This window comes from Micromonospora sp. CP22, assembly GCF_009712475.1.
In the GTDB taxonomy this organism is placed as follows: Bacteria; Actinomycetota; Actinomycetes; order Mycobacteriales; family Micromonosporaceae; genus Micromonospora.
Genome location: NZ_VCJO01000011.1, coordinates 1 through 25,833 on the forward strand (window position 1 = coordinate 1; position 25,833 = coordinate 25,833).

Here is a 25,833-nt window from a genome sequence, read left to right on the forward strand (position 1 = left end):
AAGAAGAATGATCAACCAAGGGCTGCGGCCATGATCAGCCAGGGTCGATACAAACCGACCACAGGTTAAAGATCAAGTTAGTGGTGGGGAGGTGCGGGGGATGAGTTTTCGGCTGGCGGCGTACGCCGTGTGCATCGAGCACGAGCGGATACTGCTCGCCCATCACGTGTCGCCGGACGGTGGGTCGAGCTGGACCCTTCCGGGCGGCGGGGTGGAACACGCGGAGGATCCGTTCGACACGGTGATCCGGGAGGTCGCCGAGGAGACCGGCTGCGACGCGGTGGTCGAGCGCCTGCTGGGCATCGACTCCCGGGTGATTCCCGCTGTGGAGGCGCGGTCAGGGCAGGTGCACCAGAACGTGGGTGTCTACTACCAGGTACGCATCACCTCGGGTGTGCCGCGCCCGGAGCCCGACGGGAACGTGGTCGAGTCGGTCTGGACCCCGATGCCGGACGTGGTGCGTCTGCGCCGATCCTCCCTCGTGGACATCGGTATCGCCCTGGCGGGTACGCGTCCGCCGACCGGCCACGTCCCTGCGGTGCCGGTCGGCGGGCTCGTGCAGCACTGAGGAGCGGCGCGTGGACGCTCAGCTCAGGTGCGCGCGGGCCACCCAGTGATGGTCGTGGGGCGGGCAGAGCCGTTCGGGCGGTGCGGGCAACCACGCGCACTCGCCCGCGTGCAACTGTCGCAGCGTGTACGCCTCCGCCGTCCAGCCCTGGTGGCGTAGGAAGTCGCCGAGGTCGTCGAGGCCCAGTTGGAACGCGGACCCGCGCGATCTCATGAACGTCAGGAACGTCTCGTTGGTCGGGTCCGTGAAGAAGTCGGCGTGCGGCGCGTCGACCAGCAGCACCGAGCCGAGGGCCGACATCTTCCTGACGGTCCCGATCAGACGGGTGAAGTCCTCGACCTGGAGGTACGGCAGCAGCCCTTCGATGATCCAGACGGTGGGTCGGTCCGGTTGGTAGCCGGCCGCCAGCAAACGTTGTGGCCAGGTTTCCCGGCGAAGGTCCTCGCCGAGACAGACGCGACGGCAGGTGAGGCGGTCCCGGACCGGTTCCAGCAGCCGATCCTTGGCCTCCAACTGCCCGGGCAGGTCGATCTCGAAGAATCGGGTACCGGCGGGAAGGCCGAGCCGCCAGGCCCGGGTGTCACTGCCCGCAGCCAGGCAGACCACCTGGGTGATCCCGTCGGAGATCGCCTCGCGTAGGGCGATGTCACCGAAGCGGGCTCGGACGATCACGGAGCCGATGGTGCCACCGGCGGCCAGCGCCGCGTCGGCCATCTTCCGGGACACCGGCGTGCTGAGCAGCTCCGCGTACGGGTCCGCCAAGTAGGCGTCGGCACGATCGTGTTCCATGGCTCGGATGACGGCGGTGATGAAACTGGTCTCCTTCACCGCCCGGGACTCGTCCTCGCGTACCGTCAGCTGGGTCGCGTCGTCCGTCGGAGCGGGAGTTCTTTCCGCCTCCCGATGCGGTTGGGTGACGGTGAGCGACGGTCGGGAGTTGACCCAGTCCTGGTCGAACTTGCCGGTCCGGGCGTAGTTGCGGGAGATCGCCGCGAGTTCCTCCTCGCTGAAGACCTCCCTGACGTCGCCGAATCCGTCGGGTGCGCGCAGGTGGGCCAGCGTGATCACCTTCTCGGGCCCCATCGAGCGGTTCGCCTGTTGCAGTTCGGTCATCTGCGGCCGGCGTTCCTCCTCGTACGCGCGCAGCCCGGCGGCCACGTCGGTGGCCGCGTGGGCGGCCAGGTGCCAGGCGAGTACGCGGGCGTCGACGATGGCCTGCGTGGCCCCGTTCGAGCCGGCCGGATACATCGCGTGGGCGGCGTCTCCCACGAGGGTCACATTGTTGAAACTCCACTGCGGGATGGGATCCCTGTCGATCATCGAGTACTGCTGCACGTCCGCCGTGTCTTCGAGCAGGCGCGGCAGGTCGACGCCGGGAGGTGCCCAGCTGCCGAACTGGAGGAGTACCGCCTCGCGCCGGTCGGCGACCTCCATCTGTTCGCGGTGCAGCGGGTTGGCTTCGTCCTCGGGCAGGGCGGCGACCCAGTTGACCAGGGATCTCCCCGGGGCGGTGTCTCGGGCGATCGGGTACAGCACGAGTCGCCGCCGGTCATCTCCGAGGACTGCCATGGTGCTTCCGGTCAGGAAGTCCGGTGCGTGGGCGGTCCCTCGGTACATCGTGATGCCATTGCTCGGCGGCGGCCCCTCGTTGGGGTAGAACGCTGCGCGGACGGCCGAGTGGATGCCGTCCGCGCCGACGATCAGGTCCGCCTCGACGACCCGGGTCGAGCCGTCCCGGCCCGTGACGGTCGCGTAGTTCCGGCCGGGTTCGCTGTGCAGCCCGACGAGTCGCGCGTCGGTGACGATGGCCTGGTCACCCAGGCGTCGCCGTACCTCGTCGGCCAGGACCGTCACGAGGTGGGCGCGGGAGATCGAGAGCTGCGGCCATCGGTACCCGGCCACCGTGCCGCGGTCCTCGCGCCAGATGAGGTCGCCGCGGGTGTTGTACAGCGCCAGTTCCTGGCTCCGGACAGCGCTCTGCTGCAACTGGTCCAGCAGTCCGAGTTCGGCGAGTTCCCGGACGGCGTTGGGCAGGATGTTCAGCCCGAGGCCGTGTGGACGCAGCTGCGGCTCGGACTCGTAGACCGTGACCTGGTCGAATCCCGCCTCGTGCAGACTGATCGCGGTGGCCAGTCCGGCGACCCCGGAACCAACAATCATGATTTCCACTGTCGACAACTCACCCTCGTACGTCGCGGCAACTGAACTCACTGCGCAGTGGTGGCGTTGAGCATGGCGCTGTTGTGCCTGGTGAGGGCGAGGATCTCCTCCAGGAGCCCCACGCTTCCCCCGCCACTGCCCAGTTCGTAGAGCCGCAGTTCCTCGTGGTAGGCACGTCGTGCCATCACCAGGTGTTTGCCGCGGAAGGACGTGAGCGTCTGGAGCGCCTGCCGCAGGCTCTTCGCACTGGACTCCACGTGCTTGTCCTCGGCAGGTGAGGCGGAACGTTCGAGGGCCGCCACCACCCGGGACGTGATGGACGGTGCGTTCGCCCACTCGGCGTACCGCTCCTGCCACTGCGGCAGGGTCTGCGACGACACCTCGGCGCAGAACTGGAGGTAGCCGGGGCTCGCCCGGTCGGATGCCCAGAGCAGCAGGTCGATGAGGAAGATCGGGATGTGGGCTGCGGCCGGACCCATGTACACCCGTCCCGCGACCCGGACGTCCTCGTAGAACGGCCTGAGCACCCGCGCGAAGAACTCGGGCGTGACCTTCACCCGGATGCCGCTCATGACCGTGTCGGCCACCGCGATGTGCGAGGCCAGCGACGCCAACCGGTCCGCGTGCGCGGGTGCGGCCGGATCCTCGTCGAGCAGCGATTTCCCGATGTCGACGGCACGGGCGAGGTTCGGCACGCAGGTGCGTACCGCGTCGATCAGGCTGCGCTCCATCGGGTGGCCGGTGTAGAGCCGTTCACGTTCACCGACCGGGTTCCAGGAGGTGTAGTGGTACACCGTGTCGCGCGGGATCATCCTCGTGCGTCCGCCCAGCAGTTGGAACGACCGGGTCGCTCCGTGGACAGCCTCGAAGGGGGACACTCCGTGCCGTTGCAGGCTGCCGAGATACATGCCCAGGTCCCGCATGGCGGCGAGGCACTCCGTGGTGGTGAAAGCCGCGATGCTTTCCTCGGAGGGCAGCGCGTCGCCCAGCACCCGCACCAACGCGGCCACGTCGGCGGCCATGTTCAGCTTCGGCAACACCCGAAGCTCGTCGTCCAGCCTCAACGGGTCGAGCTGCCTGACCTGCTCGTTCTTCTCCTCGGAGATCACATCCACATCTGCCCAGCGGTGCACGTGAACCCTTCCCACGGATCCAGTGGTGCCCCCGATTCGAGCAGGAAAGTCTCGCGTCGTGCGGAAACCGAACAGAGCTGTGACAGATTGCCGCGCCGATCCGGCGGCGTCGATTACGGCGAGGGCCGGGGCTTGGCCTTCTGCGGATAGATCGTCTCGTGACGGGCCAGCATGGCGACGAACTCGCCGATCTTCCGCTCGCGGGTCTGCGGCCGCTTGACCGCGTTGACGCGGTGGATGAGGGCGAACCGGTTGGTCTTGGTGAGCACGTCGAACATGGCTTGGGCGGCGGGGTCGGCGGCGATGGCGGCGAGGAGGTCGGCGGGCACCTCGGCCTCCGACGGCGGCGCGTACGCGGCCGCCCACCTGCCGTCCGCTTTGGCGGCTTCCACGGCGGCGCGGCCCGGGGGCAGCATCCGTCCCTGAGCCTCCAGCCGGGCGACATTGGCCACGTTCCGCTGCGACCACGAACTGCGCGGGCGCCGGGGGGTGTACCGGATCCAGGAGGTCTCGTGATCCCGCTTGCGGGCCTGCCCGTCGATCCACCCGAAACACAGCGCCTCGTCGACCGCCTGCTGCCAGGTCAGCGTGGTCACCGAGCCGCCCTTCTTGGTCAGGGCTAGCCAGACACCGGGCGACGTGGCGTGGAAGGTGGTCAACCAGGCGCGGAGCGCCTCGGCGTCCGCGACGATCAGCTCTTCCAGTTCAGCGCCCGCCATGACGGCAGACTAGCCGCAGCCGCAGCCGCAGCCGCAGCCGCAGCCGCAGCCGCAGCCGCAGCGGCTGGTGCGCCACGGCCGTCCCGCGTGCCGGAGCGTCGAAACCCGTGTCGAAACGAGAACCGCAGGCCGACGGTTCGGTGGTCCCAGCCGACCTGTGGAGAAAATTCACAGTTGTTAACGGCGGATGTCGCCGATGTGTCGTGCCGCTGGTCCGCGACCTCGGTCGACCATCAGCTGGGATGCTGCCGCCCGCTGACGCGGCCCTGACCAGGTTAATTGGACATTGTTGACCAGTTTGATTGACATCCGGATTGGCGCGTGTCAATCATGAGGCGTCTGCGGAGCAGTTGCCCGCATCGGCGCGGGGGCTCACACAAGGGACGGCGTTCCCTTTCCTGGCTCGTGCTACGCAGCAAACGGGGATCATCTTCGGCCCACTGGGCCCACGGGGGAAAAATCATGAACACATGCCTGGGTGCATCCTGCGCGATGCCGAGTAAAACGTTATCCACCGCACGTCGCCGCCAGCGATGATCGACTGCCTCGTGGTCGGTGGCGGCATCATCGGCGCGAGCGTGGCGCACCAGGCCGCGAGCCGACACCCCGGCTGGGCGGTCCACCTGCTGGATCCGCGCGGGATCGGGTGTGGCACGACAGCCGCGTCGGCCGGGCTCTACGTACCGTTCGGCGCCACCACCGGCATCCGGTCACTCGTCCGCGACGGCGAGCCGGTCTTCTCCGCGTACCGTTCGTTCGTCGCCGAGGACACCATCCGTGAGCTGCGGTTCCTGGTCGTTCTGCGGACCACCGCGCGCAGCGCCTTCCTCGCCACGATGGCCGGCGGGGCGGCACACGAGCCGACCTCCGACGACCTCGCCTGGCTCGCGGACCGATATCCCGAGTGCGACCTCGCCGGGCACGAGATCGTTCGGCTCGACGGCGCGTACCGGGTGCGGGCCGGCGAACTCGCCGGTCAGCTCGTCGCGGCGTCGCCGAACGTACGCGTCGTCGCCGCGTCCGTGAACGCCGTCCGCCGCCACGAGCGGCGATGGCTCGTGGAGCACGACCATGGGACGACGACGGCCGCCCGGGTGGTGCTCGCCGTCGGGCCGTGGGACCTGCCGGCACTGGACGCCCCGGCGCCACCCGTGGCCCACCCGCCGGAGGACCGCAAACGGGTGGTGGCCCTGCACGCCTACAACGCCCCGACGGCGACCGACCGGGCGGTCTACTTCCTCGACGACGACGTCTTCCTGCTGCCCGAACCGCGCCTGGGGTACACCGTCACGAGCTTCTACCTGGACCGGTGGGACCAGCCGCCGGGCATCGGCGAGCCTGTTCCCACGCCGTCGGACCAGGCGGCCGGGCGGGCAGTGGTCGCCCGTCGGGTCGGCCCGTCGTTCGCCGCCACCTGTGCCGGGGGGCGCGCGGGCACCGACGTCTACCAGGCCCAACGCCTTCCGGCCGTGCTCTGGCTCGACGCGGACGGCAGCCTGCTGTTCGCCGGTGCCGGGTCCGGCTCAGGTGTGCGGCTCGCCCCCGGCATGGCCGCGCGAGCGGTCGACCGGCTCACCGCCGTATGACATCCGCCGGCTCGCCCGGCCGCCAGCTTCAGTTCGGAAGGACAGTCATGACCACGAACTTCACCTCGCTTCGTGCTGCCGCCGTCACGGACGACCCGGGTCTCGTCGACGTCCCGCTGCCGCCCGACGGCCGGTATCAGCATCAGGAGGTCACCATCCGGGGCCTGTCCGACGAGGTGTCCGGCGTCCTGCGCGCCGGCTTCGAGGACGTCCTGGACTTCCCGCTCCTGGTCGTCGGCTGGGGGCGCTGCCGCGTCGGGTCGACCGCGATGACCAACCTGTTCGGCATCGCCGGTGCCGCCGCCTACTACCAACCGGTCAAGACCGTCGCGCGGTTCCGGCTGGTCGGTGGCGCCGGGGCGCCGTGGCGGTTCGGGCCGGGCGAACGCGTCCTCTTCGCCAAGGAGATGGCCGGGCCCTATCTGCCGTACGAGGCACTGTTCAACCCGATCGAGTGCCTGATGGCCGCCGGATGGCCGGCAGACCGACTCCACCTGCTGGTGCTCGATCGCGAACCCCGGGACTCGCTCGACTCCTGGATGGGCAAGTGGCACGAGAAGATCGGCCGCACCCGGGTGATCGAGAACTTCCTGCTCAGCACCGCCAACTACGACCGGATGCGCGCCTTCGCGCAGCGGGAGGGGGTGACCACCACCCACTTCCCGTACGAGGCGAGCCGCGCACCGGCCGAGACCGTCCGCTGGCTGTTCGACCGGATCGGCATCGGCGACCTCTTCGACGAGCGCCTGCTCAGCGGCTGGGGCGCCGCAGGTGACCTCAACTCCGCGGACGCCAGGATCCACTACCCCGACGAGCCGCAGGAGTACGTGGTGCCCGGCATCCACGGGCAGGGCGACGCCTACAGCTACCAGCCCCGCCGGATCAGCCAGCTCCGCGACGACGAGCTGTGCCACGCCGAGGACGACATGGTCGTGGCGAGCTACCGCACGTCGGTCGACCGGTTCTGCCGGGAACTCCAGGTGAGCCCGCAGTGGCGGCAGAAGATCTTCCCGGAGGCGCTGTGAACACCCCGACAGAGCAGGCCCAGCAGCAGCCGTGGCTGGTCATCGCGCCGCCGCCGACGCCCAACGGTGACCTGCACCTGGGGCACCTGTCCGGGCCCTACCTGGCGGCGGACATCTTCGCCCGTCACCAGCGACGCAAGGACACCTCGGCCGTCTACCTGTGCGGACTGGACGACCACCAGACCTACACCGCGCTCCAGGGCATCCGCGACGGGCGGACACCGGAACAGGTCGCCGACGACTTCGGGGCTCGCATCGAGGCCGCGCTGGACCGCTCCGGCATGTCGATCGACGTGATGGTGCGGCCACGCGGGTCGGCCCGGTACACCGCCTTCGTGCAGGACTTCATCCGGCTGCTGCACGAACGCGGCCAGGTGGTGGCCCGCGAGCGGCCACTGCCGTACTGCGCCGGCTGCGCGCGCTGGTGCTATGAGGCGTACGTCTCGGGGGGGTGCCCACACTGCGGCGCCGGTACCGGAGGCAACGCCTGCGAGAGCTGCGGCTGGACCAACCAGTGCGCCGACCTCAGCGACCCGACCTGCACCGTCTGCGGCCTGCGGTGCGAACTCCGCCAGGTGCGTCAACTCGTCTTCCCGCTCGAACCGCACCGTGACCGGCTCGCCGCGTACTGGGCCGACACCGTGATGAGCCCCCACGTCGCCCGACTCTGCCGGGAGACGGCCGCCGCCGGACTGCCGGAACTCGCGGTCACCTACCCGGGCGACTGGGGCATCCCCGCCACCGTCGAGGGGTTCACCGACCAGCGGATCTACGTGTGGGCCGAGATGGCCGCCGGATATCTCGGCACGTACCCGGGGCATCCGGACCTGTGGCGTCGATCCGGCCGGGTCGTCCAGTTCTCCGGGTACGACAACGCCTTCTTCTACGCGGCCTTCTTCCCGGCGTTGATGACCGCCTTCGACTCGGACGTCCGGCCGCCGACGGCGTTCGTCACCAACGAGTTCTACCAACTCGACGGGCTGAAGTTCTCCACCAGCAGGCGGCACGCGATCTGGCTGCGGGAGGTGCTCGACGAGGTACCCGCGGACCTGCTGCGGCTCTACCTGGCCGCCGAGGGGCCCGCGGTGGCCGAGACCAACTTCACCTGGCCGCAGTTCGAGCTCCACCTGCGCGGGGTGCTGCTGCCCCGCTGGGCGCGGTGGTGGGAGGAGCTGAGCCGTCGCGCCGCGACGAGCACGGGCGCTGCGCGACCGCTCGCCGACCGTACCGTCGAGCAGCGTCGGTTCCGCTCGCGCGTCCAGCAGCTCGCCGACCAGATAGACCAGGCACTCGACGCCGGGGAGTTCTCCACCCGGCGGGCCGTCGCCCTGCTCGACCTGCTGGTGCGGGAGGCGGCGGACTTCGGCGCCGCACACGACGTGGCGCGTGCCGGCATCGACGGCCTCGCCGGGGCCGTCGACCTGGAACTGGAGGCCGCCGCGGTGTTCGCACTGTGCCTCAGCCCGATCGCGCCGACCACGGCCCAGCAGGTCTGGGCGGCGCTGGGGCTGGCGGGACAGGTGCACGAGGTGCCGTGGGCCGACCGCGACGCGCTACCGGTGGACCGGTCGACCGTCGTCGGGCTGGACCAGGTGGGCAAGGCGTTGCAGGCCGGTGACATCCAGATGAGCGAGGTGGTGACCCGTGAATCGATCGACTGACGACACAATCGAGACCGACATCCTCGGGATCGGCCTGGGGCCGGCGAACCTGAGCTTCGGTGCGCTGCACGAGCCGGTGGACGGCAGGCAGGCATGCTTCCTGGAGGCTGCGCCGTTCTTCCAGTGGCATGCCGGCATGATGGTGCCGGAAGGCCAGCTCCAGGTGTCCTTCCTGAAGGATCTGGTGACCACCGTCGACCCGACGAGCAAGTTCACCTTCCTCAACTACCTGGCCGAGCAGGGCACCCTGCACCGCTTTCTGATCGCCTGCGCCACCAGCGGCACCTACCGCGAGGAGTTCGAGAAGTACTACCGGTGGTCCGCGGAACGACTGTCGGGTGTGCGGTGGGGCCACGTCGTCGAGCGCGTCGAGGCGGACGGTGACCGCTTCGAGGTCACCGTCCGCACCACTTCCGGCGAGGTTCGGGCGTACGCGTCCACTCTGGTGCTCGGCACCGGCAAGCAGCCTTACCTGCCGCCGTTCGCCGCCGCGCTACGCGGCCGACGGGTGATGCACAGCAGCGACCTCATGGTCGGCGCGCTGGACGTCGCGGGCAAGGACGTCCTGGTCGTCGGCGGCGGGCAGAGCGGCGGCGAGGTGGTCGACTACCTCCTCTCCGACACCGGCGCGCTGCCGGCGTCACTGACCTGGCTGTCCAAGCGCAGCGGCTTTCAACCGCTCGACGACTCGCCGTTCACCAACGAATGGTTCTTCCCCGACTACGTCGACCACTTCTACGCGCTGCCCCGGGAGCGGCGGGAGTCGTTGCTCAAGACACACCGGTTGGCCAGCGACGGCATCTCCGAGTCGACGCTGCGGGACATCTACCGTCGGCTGTACTACCTGGACATGGCACACGCCGGTCAGGTGCGGCACCATCTCCGCCCGGCCTGCCACGTCGAGGCCCTGCGCCCGGACGGTGACCGCCACGTGGCGCTGGTCAGGGAACTGGACGGCACCGGGCGGTTCGAGGTGCCCGCCGACGTGATCGTCTTCTGCACCGGGTACCGCGGCGGCCTGCCCGCCTACCTGGCCGGTTTGGACCCGCAGCCGCGCCGCGACGACGGCCAGCTACGCATCAGTCGGGACTACCGGCTGGACTGGGGCGGCCCCGAGTCGCTGTCGATCTATGTGCAGAACGCGGCCGAGCACACCCACGGCATCGCCGATCCGAACCTCAGCCTGGCCGCCTGGCGCAGCGCCCGCATCATCAACGCCATCTACGGGCGGCAGGTCTACGACACCGAGCGGGAGCAGTCCACCTCCCGGTTCGGTCCGGTGCCGACCACGGTGACGGCGCCGACCACGGTGACGGTGCCGCCGGACACCGCGCCAGCCGAGACCGAGGCCGCGCCGATCGGCGGGGGTCCGCTGACCGTCGGCTTCCGCTGCCCCGAGCGGTCTCCCGGTGGCATGTCCGTGGAGATGGCGGTGCTGCCCGGCAGCGACATCCGTCCGGTGCCGTTCCACTCGTCGCGGTGGGAGGTGCCGCCGGGGGCGGTGAGCGACCTCGACGTCCACGAGGTGGAGGAGATCTGGATGGTCGGCTCCGGCCGTGGCCGACTCGTCTCCGACGACGACGCGATCGACGTGGCCCCGGGCGACATGGTGTTCATGCCGAGCAAGGTGCCGCACCAGGTGGTCAACACCGGCACCGAGCCGCTGCGGATCTTCTCGGTCTGGTGGTGACGTGACGGAACCGGCGCGGCAGGACGACCCGACGACGCAAGGAGCCGTGATGCAGGACGACAACAGGCCGACGACGAGTGGTTTCGTCGTGGTGCGCAACGACGAGTCGGAGTTCTCCACCTGGCCGGCGGGGACCGCGCCGCCGGCCGGGTGGACCACCACCGACGTCGCCGGCAGCGAGGACGAGTGCCTCGACCACATCGGCCGTACCTGGACGGACATGCGTCCCCGGTCGGTACGGACGCCGGGCCCACGGCCGTGGCATCTGGACGCGCACCGCCCCAGCGAGGTGGTGGCGGACAGTTCCGGCGCGCGGGGTCCCGCCGTGCCGGTCCCGGACATCGGCATCGCCGATTTGATCGACCGTCGTAACGACGGCTTCCCGGACGAGATCGCCATCCGGTTCGCCGGGACGACCGTGACCCGCGCCGACCTGGCCCGGCGGACCCGACGGCTGGCCACCCGGCTGGCTGCCCTCGGCGCCGGTCCGGAGAAGCCCGTCGCGGTGCTGCTGCCCCGATCCGCCGACGCCGTGGTGGCGATCGTCGGCATCCTGCGGTCCGGCTCGCCGTACCTGCCGATGTCCACCGCCGACCCGGTCGCCCGGCTGCGCATGGTGCTGCGCGACGCGGGCAACCCGCCGGTGCTCACCGACGTCGCCGGTCGGGCGGCACTGGCCGACTACGACGGCGTCGTCACGCTGACCGATGACGACGGGGAGGACGACACCACGATCGAGTTCCCGCCGGTCGCGGGGGAGAACCTCGCCTACGTGGCGTACACCTCGGGGACCAGTGGGCCGCCGAAGGGGGTCCTCGGCACCCACCGCCAACTGGTCAACTACGTCCAGTGGTGCGCCGAGGAGTTCGCCCTCGAACCCGGCGAACGGGCGTTGCTGCACGCGCCGCTGTACTTCGTCGGTTCGGTCATGACGCTGTTCACCGCACTGGTCGCCGGCTGGGAACTGGATGTGGCACCGGAGCCGGTGGCCTTCGATGAACTGCGCGACCAGGCACGCCAGGGCAGGTGCGGCTTCCTCAAGCTCACCCCCTCGCACGTTCGCGCGCTGACCTCGATCGGCGACGTGGCGAAGCTGGCCCGGCTCTACATGATCGGCAGTGAGCCGTTGGTGCGTACGCCCGCACTGGCCGGGTGGATGGCCGAGAGCCCGGGATCGCGCTACGCCAACCACTACGGCATGAGCGAGACCTGCGGGGCCACCTGGTATTGGATCCGCGGTGACGAGCCGATCGGCGACCGGCTCCCGGTGGGCGCGCCCATCCTCAACGCGGAGGTGCACGTCCTCGGTCCGGACGGCCGGCGACTGCCGTACGGCGAGGTCGGCGAGCTGTGCCTGGCGGGCGCGGTGATCGGGCGCGGGTACCACGGCGATCCGGCCCTCACCGCCCGACGCTGGCGGCCACATCCGTGGGGGCGGCCCGGCGAACGGTTGCTGCACACCGGCGACCTGGCCCGGATGCGGCCGGACGGCACCGTCGAGGTGCTCGGCCGCTCCGACCGGCAGGTGAAGATCCGTGGACACCGCATCACACTGCCCACCGTGGAGGAGGCGGTGCTGCGCTGCCCGGGGGTGGCCGAGGCCGTCGTGTCGGTCATCCCCGACAGCCAGGAGGTGCCCCGGCTGACCGCGCTGCTGCGGCCCGCGCCGGACGAGCAGCCCTCGGTGGGGGAGATCCGGGAGCGCCTGCTGGCCGAACTGCCCGAGCCCTGGGTGCCCTCGCACTACGTGGTGACCCGGGAGTTCCCGCTGACCCCGAACGGCAAGATCGACTATGCCCGGCTGGCCGGTATCCGGGGCATCCGACCCGAGACGGCGGGCGCGTTCCGCGAGCCCGCCACGCCCGAGGAGAAAGCGCTCTGCGGCATCTTCGCCGACGTGCTGCACCTGGAGCGGGTCGGCGCGGACGACAACTTCCGCGACCTCGGCGGCGACTCGGTCAACGTGGTGCAGGCGATCTCACTGGCGCAGGAGGCGGGCGTCGAGGTCTCCATCAACGAGTTCTTCGAACACGGCAGCCCGCGCGCGCTGGCCGCGCTCGCCCGCCGTCCCGCCTCGGGGGCCGAGCCGCCGGTCGTCACCCCACCGACCGTCACCGTGGACGTCCACGGTGACGTGCCGGTGGTGCAGGACGAGCCGGTCGTGGCCGACCCGACCGGTCGGATCCAGCGGGTGGCCGTGCCGTTCGCCGCATCCGGCCGCTCCGCCCCGCTGACCTGGGGGCAGCTGCACATGTGGCGGCCCCTCCAGTGGTACGGGCCGGCGTTCGCCGCCCTGAACATCACCCGGTTCGTCGACCTCGGCGACCCGGGTGCCGACATCGACGCCTGCCTGGCCGCCGTCGGTCGCCTCGTCGAGACCTACGAGCCGGTACGCACCCGGTTCGTCCTGGCCGGTGACGAACCGGTCCAGCAGGTGGCGGCGAACGGCAACCTTCGGGTCGAGGTCGTCGACACCGAACCCGACGGGGTCGACGAGGCCGGGCGTGCCCGCGCGGCACAACTCGCGGCCGAACCGTTCGACCACGCCCGGCAGTGGCCGGTACGCCTGTGCCTGGTCCGCGCCGAGGGCCGGGTGCGTTCCATCGCGGTCGTCGCCTCACACCTCGCCTTCGACGGATGGAGCATCGAGCGGGTGACCGAGAGCCTCGCCGGATGGATCCGGGGTGACTCGGTCGTACTGCCCGACCCGGTGCAGCCCGCCGACGAGGTCGTCGAGGAACGGTCGCCCCGAGGGCGGCGACGCAGCGAGCAGGCGCTGGCGTACTGGCGGGAACGGCTGACCGAACTGCCGTCGGTGGGCCAGCGGCCGGAGGCGACCAGGGTCGATCCGCGGTGGCAGCGTTGGGCACTGTGGTCGGCGGAGGTCCCGGCGTACGCGGCCGAACTCGCCGCGCGTACCCGCACCTCAACGTCCACCGTGATGCTGACCCTCGCGGCCGTCGCGACCGCCGCGCTGCAACAGCGGGACACCGTCGGGCTGTTGCTCATCTCGGGCAACCGGTTCACGCCCCGCGAGCGCCGCAACGCCGGACCCACCGTGCAGGACGCGCTCGTGGTCCACCACGGCAGCCAGGACCGCACCCTGGCGGAGGCGATCAAGGAGACGTACCGGACGGCGACGGAGGCGTACTTCAACGCCCGCTGTGACCCGATGGCGCTGGCGGCGTTGCGCGACGAGATCGGTGCCACCGGCCGACCGGACCTGTCCTGGTACTTCAACGACGCCCGGCTCGGCCGCGAATGGCAGCCGGGACCGGACGCCGAGCCGGTCGGGGAGCCGTTCCTGGTACGCGGCGACCCCTACAGCGACATGACCTTCTGCCTCGGTCTGGCGCAACGGGGACCGCACTGCGAGGTGTTCCTGCTCGCCGACACCGCCGTCCTGCCGCCGGAGCGGATCCGCCACTTCCTGCGCGCCCTGGGCCCGCTGCTGTCGCGGGCCCGGCACGAGGACCTGCTGGTCGGCGAGGTGGCCACGGCGTTGCTGGGCGAGCCGACGCGGGAGGGCAGCTGATGGGGGCCCGCGCACGACGGTACTGGGCGGAGGCCGTGGAGCCACGGCTGTTCCTCTTCGCCCAGCTCAAAGAGGTCCCCCGAGGGCTGACCACGATGATCGCGGTGCTCAACGTCGTGGTCGGACTGCTGCCGGTCGGGTTCGTGGTGGCCACCAGCACGGTCATCAGCCGGGCTCCGGCAGCGGTCTCCGGCGGGCTCGGCTCGCCGGCCTGGCGCGAGCTGACGTACGCGTTCGTGGTGGCGAGCGCGCTGTTCCTGCTGCAACAGCAGCTGACCCCGCTGTCCGTGTCGTTCGGTCAGCGGCTCAAGCACCAGGTCGACGGGCGCTTCCAGGATCGCCTGATGGCGACGTCGTTGCGTACCGCCGGGATCACGCCCCTGGAGGACCAGGCGTCACTGGCCAACCTCGAACAGGCGGCCGAGGGCTTGGAGAAGGGCAACCGCACACCGGGCGACGCCGCCGCCGGCACGCTCGCGCTGGTGCTGCGATACGCACGGCTGCTCGGATTCCTCGGCGTCATCGGCGTCGCGTACGCCTGGTGGGCCGCCGCCGCCATCGGCGTCGTCACGATGATGTTCCGGTACGGCCAACGCGGCGGAGTCAGGATGTACACCCGACTGTGGCCGCACCGCACGCGCTACCGGCGCGAGGCCGAATACTTCCGGGTGCTCGGCATGGGCGCGGAGAACGCCAAGGAGATGCGGGTCTTCGGCCTGGCCGACTGGGTCGGTGAACGTTACCGGTCGGCCGCGCTGGAGGCCCTGCGGCCGGTCTGGCGGGAACGCCGCCGGGTCAGCGTGGTCAACTTCGTCTGGTTCACCGCCGCCAGCCTGGTGATCACCTTCGTGGTGCTGGCGTCCGTGCTGCGCGCCGCCGCGGCGGGCGAACTGACACTGTTCGCGCTCACCCTGACCTTGCAGGCGCTGGTGGCGGCGGTGCTGCTCGGCGAGTTCTACCACGAGGCGGACACGGCGACCCAGTTCGGCATGCTCGCGGCGCGGGCCATGGACACCTTCCAGCGGCAGGTGTCCGACCTGGAGGACACCGAGCGTCCCGCGCCCCGCGTCGGGGCGCGGACACCCGCCGACGCGGCCGGCCTACCGGCGCGCGAGATCCGGTTCGCCGGGGTGTCGTTCCACTACCCCGGGTCGTCGGTACCGGTCCTCGACGGACTCGACCTGACGCTGCGGGCGGGGGAGTGCACCGCCATCGTCGGGCTGAACGGTGCCGGCAAGACGACCCTGGTCAAGCTCCTGTCCCGGCTCTACGACCCGGCCGCCGGAGCGGTGCTGGTGGACGGCCGCGATCTGCGTGACCTGCCGATCGACAGCTGGCGGCGGCAACTCGCGGTGATCTTCCAGGATTTCAACCGCTACGAGCTGACGGCCGCCGAGAACATCGCCTTCGGCGCCGTCGAGGCACCGGCCGCCCCGGACGCGGTGCGTCGGGCCGCGAAGGAGGCCGGCGTACTCGAGGTGCTCGACGGGCTGCCCGACGGCCTGGACACGCTGCTGACCCGCCGGCACGCCGACGGCGAGCAGCTCTCCGGCGGCCAGTGGCAGCGGCTGGCCATCGCCAGGTCGCTGTACGCGGTCGCGGCCGGTGCCCGGGTGCTCGTCCTGGACGAACCGACGGCCGCGCTGGACGTCCGCGCCGAGGCCGCCTTCTTCGACGAGTTCGCCGCGCTGACCAGGGGCATCACCACACTGCTCATCTCGCACCGGTTCGCGACGGTGCGGCACGCCGACCGCATCATCGTGCTGTCGGGCGGGCGGATCATCGAGGACGGCTCGCACGCCGAGCTGATGGCCGCCGGTGGCACCTACGCGCACCTGTTCGACCTCCAGGCGCGACGGTTCGCCGAGGACGACGCCGACACCACCGTGGAGGTGCCGTCATGACGGCGTTGACCAGCATGCGCGGCATGTTGCGGATCGCCTGGCGTACCAGTCCGCGCAAGATGGCCGTGTCGATCGTGCTGATGGCACTCGGCGGCGCGTCCTGGCCGATGCTGGCGCTCGCCCTCAAGCTCGGGGTGAACGCCGCCCTCTCCGGCGACACCTCCGGCAGCACCGTCGCGGCGGCCTTCGTCGTGTCCGGTCTGATCGGCGCTCTCATCCTCCAGCACTTCGCGTACGTGCCGTACGCGGAGGCGACCGAGATGGCGACGATCGCCCTGGAGGCGGAACTGGTCGAACTGGCCAACACCGCGCCCGGCATCGAGCAGTACGAGAGCGCCGAGTACGCCGACAAGATCGAGCTGCTGAAGAAGGGCATGGCCGAGTTCCACGACGGCATGCTGGGGCTGATGTCGATGGTGTCGCTGGTGACCTCGGTCGCCCTCACCGGGCTGTTGTTGGTCTTCGTCAACCCGTGGCTGCTCCTGCTGCCGTTGGCCGCGATCCCACCGGTGCTGGCGAGCCAGCGGGCGCAGCGGATCGTCAACCGGGCCAAGGAGGAGTCGGCGGGCGCCACCCGCCAGGCGAGTCACCTCTTCGGCATGGCCACCAGCGCCCGGCCCGCCAAGGAGGTGCGCCTGTTCCGGTTGCAGGCCGAGTTGCGCCGCCGGCACGCGAGTCTGTGGCACGCGGTCGGGGCGGTGCTGTGGCGCGCCGAACGGCGGGCCGCCCTGGTCGAGGCGGCCGGTCAGCTGGTCTTCGGCGTCGCGTACGTCGGTGCGGTCCTGCTGGTCCTGCGGGACGCGGTCAGCGGGCACGCCGGGGTCGGTGACGTGGTGCTGGTCATCGTCCTGGCGGTGCAGGTGAACCAGCAGGTGACCGCCGCCCTGGACCTGTTCCGCAAGCTCCAGCGGATGGCCCAGGGCATGACCCGCCTGCACTGGCTGCGGCAGACCGTCTCGGCGGGAACCGGCCGGGCCGCCACGGCGACGGCACCGGACCGGATCCGGTCCGGCATCAGGCTGGCGGGGGTCTCGTTCACCTACCCGGGCACCGTGAAGCCGGTGCTCCACGGTGTCGACCTGCACCTGCCCGCCGGTTCGACGGTGGCGATCGTCGGCGAGAACGGCGCGGGCAAGAGCACCCTCATCAACCTGCTCTGCGGCTTCTACCGGCCCACGGCCGGGCGCATCCTGGTCGACGACGTCGACCTGGCCACGATGTCACCGGCGCGCTGGCGGGCCCGGTTGGCCACGGCGTTCCAGGACTTCGTCCGGTTCGAGCTGCCCGCCGGGCAGGTGGTCGGCGTCGGTGACCTGCCGCGTCGCGACGACGTCGACGCCGTGCACGCCGCTCTGGGCCGCGCCCGCGCCGAGGATGTCGTGGACCGACTGCCCGACGGCCTCGCCACCCAGGTGGGCAAGTCCTGGATCGAGGGGGTGGAGCTGTCCGGCGGCCAGTGGCAGAAACTGGCGGTGGGCCGGGCGATGATGCGTACCGCTCCGCTGCTGCTCATCCTCGACGAGCCGGCCTCGGCGCTCGACCCGCAGGCCGAGCACGTGCTCTTCGAGCGGTACGCGGAGAATGCCCGCCGGGTCGGCGAGGAGTCCGGGGCGGTCACCGTCTTCGTCTCGCACCGCTTCTCGACGGTCCGGATGGCCGACCTCATCGTGGTGCTGTCGCAGGGCCGGGTGACCGAGGTCGGCGGCCACTCCGACCTGATGGCCCGCGACGGCCTGTACGCCGAGCTGTTCGGCATCCAGGCGAGGGCGTACGCCGGGGAGGCGACCGGTGGTGCGGACAGCTGACCGGGCCGGTGCCCGCTAGCCCCGACGAGAGCGGCCCCGGTGGGCGGTACCCTGCGCCTACCGGGGCGTGGCCGACGCGGCGATCGAGGTGGCGGCGGCCGACACCCGGACCGGCAGGAGAGGAACGCGAAGTTCGTGGACGACATCGTTTCGCTGGTCAGGCCCGAGATCTACGCGATGCGGCCGTACAGTTCGGCGCGCGTCGAGGCCGATCAGGCCGTGCGGATCCACCTCGACGCGAACGAGAACCCCTATCCGCCGTACCCGGGCGGCAGCGAACAGGAGGGGCTCAACCGGTATCCGGAGCCGCAACCACCGTCGCTGCTGCGCCGATTCTCCGAGATCTACGGACTGCCGGTCGAGCAGCTCTTCCTGTCCCGCGGCGCGGACGAGGCCATCGACCTGCTGGTCCGCGCGTTCTGCGCGGCCGGTCGGGACGCCATCCTGATCACACCGCCGACCTTCGTCATGTACGAGACGGCCGCGCACATCCAGGGCGCCTCGGTGCGGCAGGTGCCCCTGCTGGCCGGGTCGTACCAGCTCGACACGGACGCGATGCTGGCCGCCTGTGACGCCGACCCGGGGATCAAGATCGTCTTCGTCTGCTCACCGAACAACCCGACCGCCAACCTGATGGAACACGCGTCCGTGCTGCGGCTCGCCGAGCGGCTGCGCGGCCGGGCGATGGTGGTGGTGGACGAGCTGTACCTGGACTACTCGGGTCGACCGTCCCTCGCCGGTGCGATCGCCGAGCAGCCCAACCTCGTGGTCGTACGGTCCTTGTCCAAGGAGTACAGCCTCGCCGGTGAACGCTGCGGCATCACCCTCGCGCACCCGGAGGTCGTCGGGGTGCTGCGCCGCATCATGCCGCCGTACCCCCTCACCGTCACGGCGATCCGGGCGATCGGCGCGGCGATCTCGCCCGACGGCATCGCCTACGGGCGGCGCAACATCGACCGCATCGTCGCCGAGCGGGACCGCGTGCGCGAGGCCCTGGCGCAGCTGCCCACCATCGTCGAGGTGCTTCCCTCGGACGCCAACTTCCTGCTGGTACGCACCGAGGATCCACGGCGACTCTGCGCCGCGCTGGCCGCGCAGGGCATCAGGCTGCGGGACCGCAGCGGCGTGATCGACGGCGCGGTGCGGCTGTCGATCGGCACGCCCGAGGAGAACGACGAACTGCTCCGGGCGCTCAAGCTCCACGGCTGAGCCGACGTACTCGCTCGTCCGCTCAGCCGAAGTTGGCCAGCAGGAAGGCACCCAGGCCCGCCAGCGCCAGCGGCAGCGCCGTGGCCAGGGCCAGCGCGCGTTGCCGGTTCGTGCGCCCCGCCACGACGAGGACCAGCAGACCGAGCGCGATCTTGATCAGCGCGTCCCAGATCGGGTCGTCGCCGTAGTCGGGGTTGCCGATCCGGCGGATCTCCAGCCCCGCCTCGGCGAACAGCACCGCGGCCGGTAGCGCGGGCCCGACCACCCGTCGCCAGTCCGCCGCGCGCGCCCACACCCCGGCGATACCGAAGAGCACTCCGGCGAGGACGCCGAAGCACATCCAGAGCAGTGACGACGGCGCCCACAGGACAGACCAGTCGTCGCCCTGCACGAGCGCCGCCGTGACGTAGTAGCTGGGCACCGCGACCACGAGCCCGACGGCGGCGCCGACCGCCGCGCGCAGCGCACCCGTACGGACCCAGCGGCCGAAGAAGAACGCGGCGACCGCCCAGACCGCGCTGGAGTTGCCCAGGTTGCCGGCAGGATAGGGGACGTACTTGATCCAGATGAAGTCGATCGAGCCAAGCAGCAGACCGCCCAGTAATGCGGCGAGCGCGACGTGTCGATGACCGGGTTCAGGTCGCATCGCAGCAGATAATACCGGGTATGCATCAGGGTTCTGTGCTGCGGGTCAGGCGATTCCATGGGGCCGCTACCGCCGGGTGCGGCGCTGACGTCGGCACCTGGCGGGTGGCCGGATCGCGATCCGGCGAGCAGTCTGGAGTGCTGTCGCATACCCGTGCCTCGGCCCGGGTACGTCGATCGAGGAGAGGTGCCGTGGGGCGTGGCGTGCGACGGGAGAGCCCACCCGGCCGGGATGAGGAGTGGGAGATGTCGATGCGCAGCTGGCTCGCCGGAGCGGGGCTGGTGGCGCTGGCCCTCGGGGCCGGAGCCTGCGGTGGGGCGGACGGCACCGACGAGGGCTCCGCGTCGCCGACGACCACCCCGGTCGCCACCGCCACGCCGACCCCGGCCGCCACTCCCGACGTGTTGTCCGGCACCCGCCAGGTCACCATCAGCCGGATCGACGCCTTCGAAGCGCGGTTGTCGCTGACCGACGACGGTCGCCTCGCCGAGGTGGACGACGACAGTGGTCGGCAGCTGTTCGTGCCGACTCCGCTGACCGGGCAGAAGTACCTGATCAGGGCGTACCGTGGCGCCGGCGGTGGTAAGCCGATCTGCTGGCAGTCGGTCAACCCGGGCGGCGGTCGGCCGCTGACGGTGGAGGGCGTCGCCTGCCGGGAGGGCGAGCCGCGACAGCAGTTCACCATCTCCGCCGCCGACGCGGACGAGGGATTCCTGATCAGCTTCGACTCGGCGTACCTGCGGAACTCGCCGGACTCCGGGCTGATCCTGGAGAAGCTGGGCGACCGGCCGCCGATGAGCAGCTTCCGGTTCAACGACAACGGGCCGGCGCCCGCCTGGAAGTAACGACCGCGCCGGTCACCCCGCGTCGTGGCTGGGCCGGTCACCCGGCGTGGTGGCGGGGCCGCTGGCCGGGCGTACGGCCTTCGAGGTCGCTCTTGAGCGTGGCCAGCATCCCCACCGCCGCGCTGGCGTAGTCGCCGATCCACCGGTCGTGGATGTGCTTGATCGGTAGCGGGTCGAGGTGATTCCACCGCTCGCGGCCCTTGCGCTGGGCGATGACCAGCCCGGCCGCCTCCAACACCCGCAGGTGTTGCATCACCGTGCAGCGATCCAGGTGCGGGAACCGCTCGCAGAGATCGCCGGTGGTCCGTGGCTGGTCCTTGAGCGCATCGAGGATCCGTCGCCGGGTCGACGAGGCCAGCGCCTTGAAGACGCGGTCCTCGTCGACCGGATCCGGTTCGGCGCGTACGCCGTGACTCGACATGTTATAAAGCTATAACATGTCGATGTCGGGTGAGAGGACCACCATGGACCTGCGATTCAAGGTCGCTGGACGGATCAGTCGGGGCGTACACGAGGTGTTCGAGGCGGTGGTCGACCCCGACCAGCTCTCCCAGTACTTCACCACCGGCGGCGCGAAGGGCCGACTGGTCACCGGAGCCACCGTCACCTGGGACTTCGCCGAACTCCCCGGCGCCTTCCCGGTCGAGGTGGTCGAGGTGGAGCAGGACCGGCGGATCGTGCTGCGCTGGGAGGCGGCCGACGACGCCCAGTCCACCTCCGACGAGCCGGTCACCGGCGCGTCCTACTTCACCACCGTCACCATCGAGTTCGAGGCACTCGGTGACGACCGGACGCTGGTCACCATCGCCGAGGAGGGATGGCGGCCCACCCCCGGGGGCCAGCGGGCCTCGTACGGCAACTGCGAGGGGTGGACCAACATGCTCTGCTGCCTCAAGGCGTGGCTGGAGCACGGCATCAACCTGCGCGCCGGATTCTTCGCCTGACCCGTCAACCTCCTGGTCATGGCCTGGGACGTCCCGGTCGGTGCAGCCAGGGTGCGATCCTGGGCGCCGCAGCGACCGCCAAAGACCCCCCTCGCTCCGACCCGTCGATGCTGACGCCGCTAGCCGGTCGCCGCCTGGTGTTCGGCGACGGCGCGGCCCATCCGGGTCACCGCCTCGGTCAGGATCTCCGGGGAGGTGGCGAAGTTGAGCCGGACGAAGCCGGTGCCGCCGGTGCCGAAGACGTGCCCGGAGCTGAGCGCCACCCGTGCCCGGTCGAGGAACAACCCCGCCGGCCCGGCGATGTCGGTCACCACGCCGGGCTCGTCGCCGACCGGCCCGCTGTCGATGCCCAGGTCGGTGCAGTCCAACCAGGCCAGATAGGTGCCCTCGGGCGGGTCGTAGCCGATGGTCGGGGCATGCCGGGCCAGCAGCGTCCCGAGCAGCTTGCGGTTGCCGTCGAGACCCGCCAGGAGACGGTCCAGCCAGTCGCCGCCGTCGCGGAAGGCGGCGGTGTGCGCGATGACGCCCAGGTGGCTCGGCCCGTGGCCGACCTCCTCCGGCATCCGCCGCAGGTCCGCCACCGCGCGTCGGCCCGCCACCACCAGCGCCGACTTCAGCCCGGCCAGGTTCCACGCCTTCGAGGCGGACAGCACCGCGAACGCGTCCTCGGCCCCGGCCACCGTGAGGTACGGCGTGAACCGTGCCCCGGGCAGCGCCAGCGGCGCGTGGATCTCGTCGGCCACCACCCGTACCCCGTGCCGACCGGCCAGCTCGGCCACCGCTTCGAGTTCGTCGCGACGGTGGACGACACCTGTCGGGTTGTGGGGGTTGCACAGCAGGAACACCGCGCGGCGACCGCCCGCGCGTGCCCGGCGGAACGCCTCGTCCAACACCGACAGGTCCATCCGCCGGTCCGCACCGAGCGGTGCCTCGATCACCTGCCGATCGGCGTGGCTGACGAAAGCGTAGAACGGTGGGTAGACCGGGGAGCAGAACACCACCGCGTCGCCGGGGTCGGTCAGCAGCCGCAGCACCTCGACGATGCCGAGCATCACGTCCGGCACCACGGTGACGTGGCCGACCGGCAGGTCGGACCAACCCCACCGTCGGGCCGCGAAGTCGCCGAGCGCCTCCGCGTACGCCGTCCCATAGGCGTATCCGGTGTCGCCGCGTCGGACCGCGTCGTGCAGTGCCTCCGCGACGGGCGCGGCCAACGGCACGTCCATCTCGGCCACCCACAGGGGCAGCACGTCCTCGGCGTACAGCCGCCACTTGACGCTCGTGCGTCGGCGCAACTCGGCCAGGGACAACTGGGTCAGCGGATTCACCATCGACAGCTCCACCTCACCCGGCGGTCCTCACCTACGTCGAGATCCCAGCCTGCCACCGAGGCCCAGGAATCATCGCATCGTACGCAACTGCTCGACCCCCGGGCGTCCCGCCGCCGGTGGTTGGACACCGCCTGCCGGAGGCTGCCAGGCTGTCCGGCCATGGAGGGCATCACGGCACAGCTACCGGCACTCCTCGGCGTGCTGGTCGGCACCATCGGCACGATCGTCGCCACCTCGCTGGCCGACCGTTCACGGTGGCGACGGAACCAGACCGTGCGATGGGACGAGCGGCGACTCGACGCGTACGTCGAGTTCGCGCGGGCGCTCAAGGAGGCGCACACCATCGCCAGCCGAGCGACCGGCGGCTACCTCGATCGCGACGTCGCCCTCGCCGAGCTGGCGGAGGCCGACTTCCGGCACACGCTCGCCTGGGAGAACGTGCTGCTGCTCGGCGACGCGCCGACGGTGACCGCGGCGCGGGCCTGGCGGGACAGTGTCTGGGCGGTCGAACGACTGGCCCGGGAGGAGCACACCGACGTCGACCGGGCCGCCCTGCTGCACCAGGCCAACAAGGCACGCGACGACTTCTACCGCGCCGCCCGTGGTGGACTCGGCGTCGGCGGCGGCTCGGTGGCCCAGGCCGACCTCCTGGTGAGCAGACTCAACCTCACACCCGCTCCGCGCGCCGACCGCTGACCACCCCGGGTTTGCCCGGCCCGATCCCAACAGGTCCGGCGCGTGTCTCAGACCGGCTGGTCGAGGATGGCGCTGAACCGCTGCTCGGCCAGGTCGAGCTGGTCCAGGATGTGCTGCTTGACCGCCTCGGACAGCGGAGTGTCGGCCCGGGTGACGAGGTCGCGGTACACCGGCAGCAACGGGCGGTACTTCCGGGCCGACGATTCGACCTTCGGGCCGACGGAATGGATCACCCCGACGCCGTTGTCCGTGAAGTCGGAGATCTTGATGACCCGTGCCCAGGGTTCCCGTTCGAGACTGGCGGCGACATGCTCGCGGTACTGCTCGTACCGGTCACGCCCGGGATCCCACGGCGGGTTGGTGACCGCGCCCACCAGACGCGCCACCCGTGGCCCGAACCGCTCCGCGAGCACCGCCAACGCCCCAATCGCCAGATCCCCAGCCGCTCCCTCGCCCCCCACCAACTCGCCCGGGTGGTCCTCGACGGCGTCGTGCAGCAGCCCGGCGACGATCACGTCGACGTCGCGCACCTGGTAGTGGTGCAGCATCCGGATCGACACCCGGAGCAGATGATTGACGTACGGCTCCCGGGACCGGCGATCGTCGCGATGCAGCCGCGTGACCAGCTCCAACGCCTCGTCGAGCCGCTGCCGCTCGGCGCTGTCGAAGCGCTGGATCTCCAGCCGGAACCGCTCCCGCAACCCGACCTCGCCGTGCATCTCGGTGATCGCGTGCATCGGCATACTGGCCAGATAAGGCGGCAATTCCATCCGTCCCTTATACCCAATCCCCCCACCCCCCGCAGTTGCAGCTCCTTGAGCGTGGCGGTGTGGCTGTCCGCCACGCCGCCCCTGAGGTGTTCGCCGCAGCGCCCCCGCTCAAGGACCAGCGCCTCCCACCCAAGCCCCAGAGCGTCCCGCCACTCAGCCGGATCGGCCCGCCACTCGGTCGCCGTGCGGTCGCGGCCTGGCTTCGCGGGCGCGGCGCACTCAGCCACCTCACGGCCCTCGACGTGTGGGGGCTGCACCGACAACAAGCCGGGGACCTGCTGCACGTGAGCACGCCAGCGGCCTGCGAAGCTGGCCCGGAGTCCGACTCCACCGACGCCGCCACCTCACCCTCGCCCCGCCGTCGGTGCTGGTACGACAAGGGCTGCCCGTGACCACCATCGAGCGATCCCTCATCGACACGTGGCCGATGCTTCCCGTGGCCGAGCAATGGACGCCCACAATCAGGGCGGTCGACAACCGGCGGACCACCCCCGGTCGGCTGCAAACTGCGCTCGACACCACGGCGCGGGTCGCTGGCTGCGGGAGCCCAGACGTCGGCGTCCGTCGAGAACCGACCGTTGGGAGGGTAGCGGGGAGATCAGAGCCGGTGCAGTCTGACCGATGTGAAGGCTTTTGTCGGCGTGACGGACGAAAAGTGGTACCGGTTCCTGGCGGCACGTCCCACCCTGAACGAGGTCAACTTCTGGCGGCCCTCCGGCGGCGGCTTTCGTGCCCTGACGCCCGGCGAGCCCTTCTTCTTCAAGGCGCACTACCCGCTCAATCAGGTGGTTGGCGGAGGCTTCTTCAGCGGTTTCGCTCGGCTGAGGATCTCCGAGGCGTGGGAGCTGTTCGGCGAGGCCAACGGCGTCGCCAGCTTGGACGAAATGCGTCGTAGCGTCGGTCGGTACCGCAAGCAGCCGATCGGGCTCGATGAGGATCCGGTCATCGGCTGCATCTTCGTCCGCGACAGTGTCTTCTTCCCCGATGGCTCGGCGGCTGGCCCACCACCTGGCTTCGCGTCCAACGTGGTGCAGGGCAAGACGTACGACCTCGCTGACCCGTCCGCGGCCGAGTACTTCGACGTCCTGTTGCACCGCGTGCTGGGGGCGGCTATCGAAGTGGACTTCAGTAAGCCCTGGCATCGTCCTGGGCCGGTGTACGGTGATCCGCGCCTGGTGCCGCAGCGCCTTGGTCAGCAGTCGTTCAAAGCCGTGGTGCTGGGTGCCTATGGGCGGCGTTGCGCCATCACCGGCAACAAGGTCCAGCCGGTGTTGCAGGCGGCTCACATCCGGCCGTTGCCGCAGGGCGGGGAGCACCGGATCGACAACGGCCTGCTGCTTAAGTCGGACGTGCATATCCTCTTCGATCGGGGATATCTTGGCGTGGACCCCAAGTTCCGATTGATGGTCAGCCCTCGATTGCGCAGTGAATTCGGTAATGGCGACCAGTTCTACGCCAGGGCAGGTACGTCCATCGCCCTCCCGGAGCGGCGGAGCGACCGACCCAACGCCGAATACCTTGAGTGGCACCTCGACACAGTCTTCAAAGCCGTCTGATCGCGGTTGCTGACCTGCCACGCCGGCCGCCTGGTTGGCCACCTGGCAGT

Annotated in this window: 21 protein-coding genes; 14 read left to right on the top strand and 7 right to left on the bottom strand. The window is 70.6% G+C overall.

Annotation, left to right across the window (positions count from 1 at the left end; all coding sequences use genetic code 11):
- The first annotated feature begins 100 nt into the window (after window positions 1–100).
- Window positions 101–568, top strand: a complete 468-nt coding sequence (locus tag FF096_RS18210) for an NUDIX hydrolase (protein ID WP_155220088.1) — start codon at window positions 101–103, stop codon at window positions 566–568.
- Window positions 569–586: 18 nt separating this feature from the next.
- Here FF096_RS18210 and FF096_RS18215 read toward each other — a convergent pair whose 3' ends face one another.
- The 3 genes from FF096_RS18215 to FF096_RS18225 form a co-directional block, all read right to left on the bottom strand.
- A complete protein-coding gene (locus FF096_RS18215) occupies window positions 587–2,728 on the bottom strand; it encodes an SAM-dependent methyltransferase (RefSeq protein ID WP_155220091.1) in 2,142 nt (713 codons plus the stop codon).
- Between the two features lie 47 nt (window positions 2,729–2,775).
- On the bottom strand, window positions 2,776–3,876 hold the full coding sequence (locus FF096_RS18220; protein ID WP_155220094.1) for a monodechloroaminopyrrolnitrin synthase PrnB family protein: 1,101 nt from the start codon (window positions 3,874–3,876) through the stop codon (window positions 2,776–2,778).
- Window positions 3,877–3,974: 98 nt separating this feature from the next.
- Window positions 3,975–4,580 (bottom strand): YdeI family protein, encoded by a 606-nt coding sequence (locus tag FF096_RS18225; RefSeq protein WP_155220097.1) that lies wholly within the window; start codon window positions 4,578–4,580, stop codon window positions 3,975–3,977.
- A gap of 533 nt (window positions 4,581–5,113) precedes the next feature.
- Between FF096_RS18225 and FF096_RS18230 the strand changes: the two genes are divergently transcribed.
- From FF096_RS18230 to hisC, 8 genes are all read left to right on the top strand, one after another.
- Window positions 5,114–6,166, top strand: coding sequence for an FAD-binding oxidoreductase (locus FF096_RS18230; protein ID WP_155220100.1), 1,053 nt, complete (start codon window positions 5,114–5,116; stop codon window positions 6,164–6,166).
- A 47-nt stretch (window positions 6,167–6,213) separates the two neighbouring features.
- Entirely contained in the window at window positions 6,214–7,191 is a 978-nt protein-coding gene (locus FF096_RS18235) for a sulfotransferase family protein (RefSeq protein ID WP_155220103.1), read from the top strand.
- A complete protein-coding gene (locus tag FF096_RS18240; RefSeq protein ID WP_196222574.1) occupies window positions 7,188–8,852 on the top strand; it encodes a class I tRNA ligase family protein in 1,665 nt (554 codons plus the stop codon). Before FF096_RS18235 ends, FF096_RS18240 begins: the two co-directional genes overlap by 4 nt.
- Window positions 8,836–10,542: a SidA/IucD/PvdA family monooxygenase gene (locus FF096_RS27325; protein WP_155220109.1), complete on the top strand. Its 1,707-nt coding sequence runs from the start codon at window positions 8,836–8,838 to the stop codon at window positions 10,540–10,542. The genes FF096_RS18240 and FF096_RS27325 overlap by 17 nt, the downstream gene beginning before the upstream one ends.
- A gap of 49 nt (window positions 10,543–10,591) precedes the next feature.
- On the top strand, window positions 10,592–14,077 hold the full coding sequence (locus FF096_RS18250) for an AMP-binding protein (RefSeq protein ID WP_155220112.1): 3,486 nt from the start codon (window positions 10,592–10,594) through the stop codon (window positions 14,075–14,077).
- Complete coding sequence (locus tag FF096_RS18255) at window positions 14,077–15,981, top strand: ABC transporter ATP-binding protein (protein ID WP_196222575.1); 1,905 nt, start codon at window positions 14,077–14,079, stop codon at window positions 15,979–15,981. The genes FF096_RS18250 and FF096_RS18255 overlap by 1 nt, the downstream gene beginning before the upstream one ends.
- On the top strand, window positions 15,978–17,786 hold the full coding sequence (locus FF096_RS18260) for an ABC transporter ATP-binding protein (RefSeq protein ID WP_155220118.1): 1,809 nt from the start codon (window positions 15,978–15,980) through the stop codon (window positions 17,784–17,786). The genes FF096_RS18255 and FF096_RS18260 overlap by 4 nt, the downstream gene beginning before the upstream one ends.
- A 135-nt stretch (window positions 17,787–17,921) precedes the next feature.
- Window positions 17,922–18,995, top strand: a complete 1,074-nt coding sequence (gene hisC / locus FF096_RS18265; RefSeq protein WP_309223539.1) for a histidinol-phosphate transaminase — start codon at window positions 17,922–17,924, stop codon at window positions 18,993–18,995.
- Window positions 18,996–19,017: 22 nt separating this feature from the next.
- On the opposite strand, the gene FF096_RS18270 is transcribed toward hisC, so the two are convergent.
- On the bottom strand, window positions 19,018–19,641 hold the full coding sequence (locus FF096_RS18270; protein ID WP_155220121.1) for a DUF6518 family protein: 624 nt from the start codon (window positions 19,639–19,641) through the stop codon (window positions 19,018–19,020).
- Between the two features lie 191 nt (window positions 19,642–19,832).
- On the opposite strand from FF096_RS18270, the gene FF096_RS18275 reads away from it, so the two are divergent.
- On the top strand, window positions 19,833–20,486 hold the full coding sequence (locus FF096_RS18275) for a hypothetical protein (protein WP_309223540.1): 654 nt from the start codon (window positions 19,833–19,835) through the stop codon (window positions 20,484–20,486).
- A gap of 37 nt (window positions 20,487–20,523) precedes the next feature.
- Here the strand turns inward: FF096_RS18275 and FF096_RS18280 are convergent, their stop codons facing one another.
- On the bottom strand, window positions 20,524–20,907 hold the full coding sequence (locus FF096_RS18280; RefSeq protein WP_155220125.1) for a helix-turn-helix transcriptional regulator: 384 nt from the start codon (window positions 20,905–20,907) through the stop codon (window positions 20,524–20,526).
- Between the two features lie 22 nt (window positions 20,908–20,929).
- Here FF096_RS18280 and FF096_RS18285 point away from each other — a divergent pair, with 22 nt between their 5' ends.
- Complete coding sequence (locus FF096_RS18285) at window positions 20,930–21,430, top strand: SRPBCC family protein (RefSeq protein ID WP_230462737.1); 501 nt, start codon at window positions 20,930–20,932, stop codon at window positions 21,428–21,430.
- Window positions 21,431–21,549: 119 nt separating this feature from the next.
- Here FF096_RS18285 and FF096_RS18290 read toward each other — a convergent pair whose 3' ends face one another.
- Window positions 21,550–22,761 (bottom strand): MalY/PatB family protein, encoded by a 1,212-nt coding sequence (locus FF096_RS18290; protein ID WP_155220128.1) that lies wholly within the window; start codon window positions 22,759–22,761, stop codon window positions 21,550–21,552.
- A gap of 159 nt (window positions 22,762–22,920) precedes the next feature.
- On the opposite strand from FF096_RS18290, the gene FF096_RS18295 reads away from it, so the two are divergent.
- Complete coding sequence (locus FF096_RS18295; protein WP_155220131.1) at window positions 22,921–23,457, top strand: hypothetical protein; 537 nt, start codon at window positions 22,921–22,923, stop codon at window positions 23,455–23,457.
- 47 nt (window positions 23,458–23,504) lie between these two features.
- Here FF096_RS18295 and FF096_RS18300 read toward each other — a convergent pair whose 3' ends face one another.
- Window positions 23,505–24,227, bottom strand: a complete 723-nt coding sequence (locus tag FF096_RS18300) for an HD domain-containing protein (protein WP_155220133.1) — start codon at window positions 24,225–24,227, stop codon at window positions 23,505–23,507.
- A gap of 59 nt (window positions 24,228–24,286) precedes the next feature.
- Here FF096_RS18300 and FF096_RS18305 point away from each other — a divergent pair, with 59 nt between their 5' ends.
- Together FF096_RS18305 and FF096_RS18310 are read left to right on the top strand one after the other, a co-directional pair.
- Complete coding sequence (locus FF096_RS18305; RefSeq protein ID WP_155220135.1) at window positions 24,287–24,619, top strand: hypothetical protein; 333 nt, start codon at window positions 24,287–24,289, stop codon at window positions 24,617–24,619.
- Between the two features lie 231 nt (window positions 24,620–24,850).
- On the top strand, window positions 24,851–25,783 hold the full coding sequence (locus FF096_RS18310) for an HNH endonuclease (protein ID WP_309223541.1): 933 nt from the start codon (window positions 24,851–24,853) through the stop codon (window positions 25,781–25,783).
- Window positions 25,784–25,833: the final 50 nt, after the last annotated feature.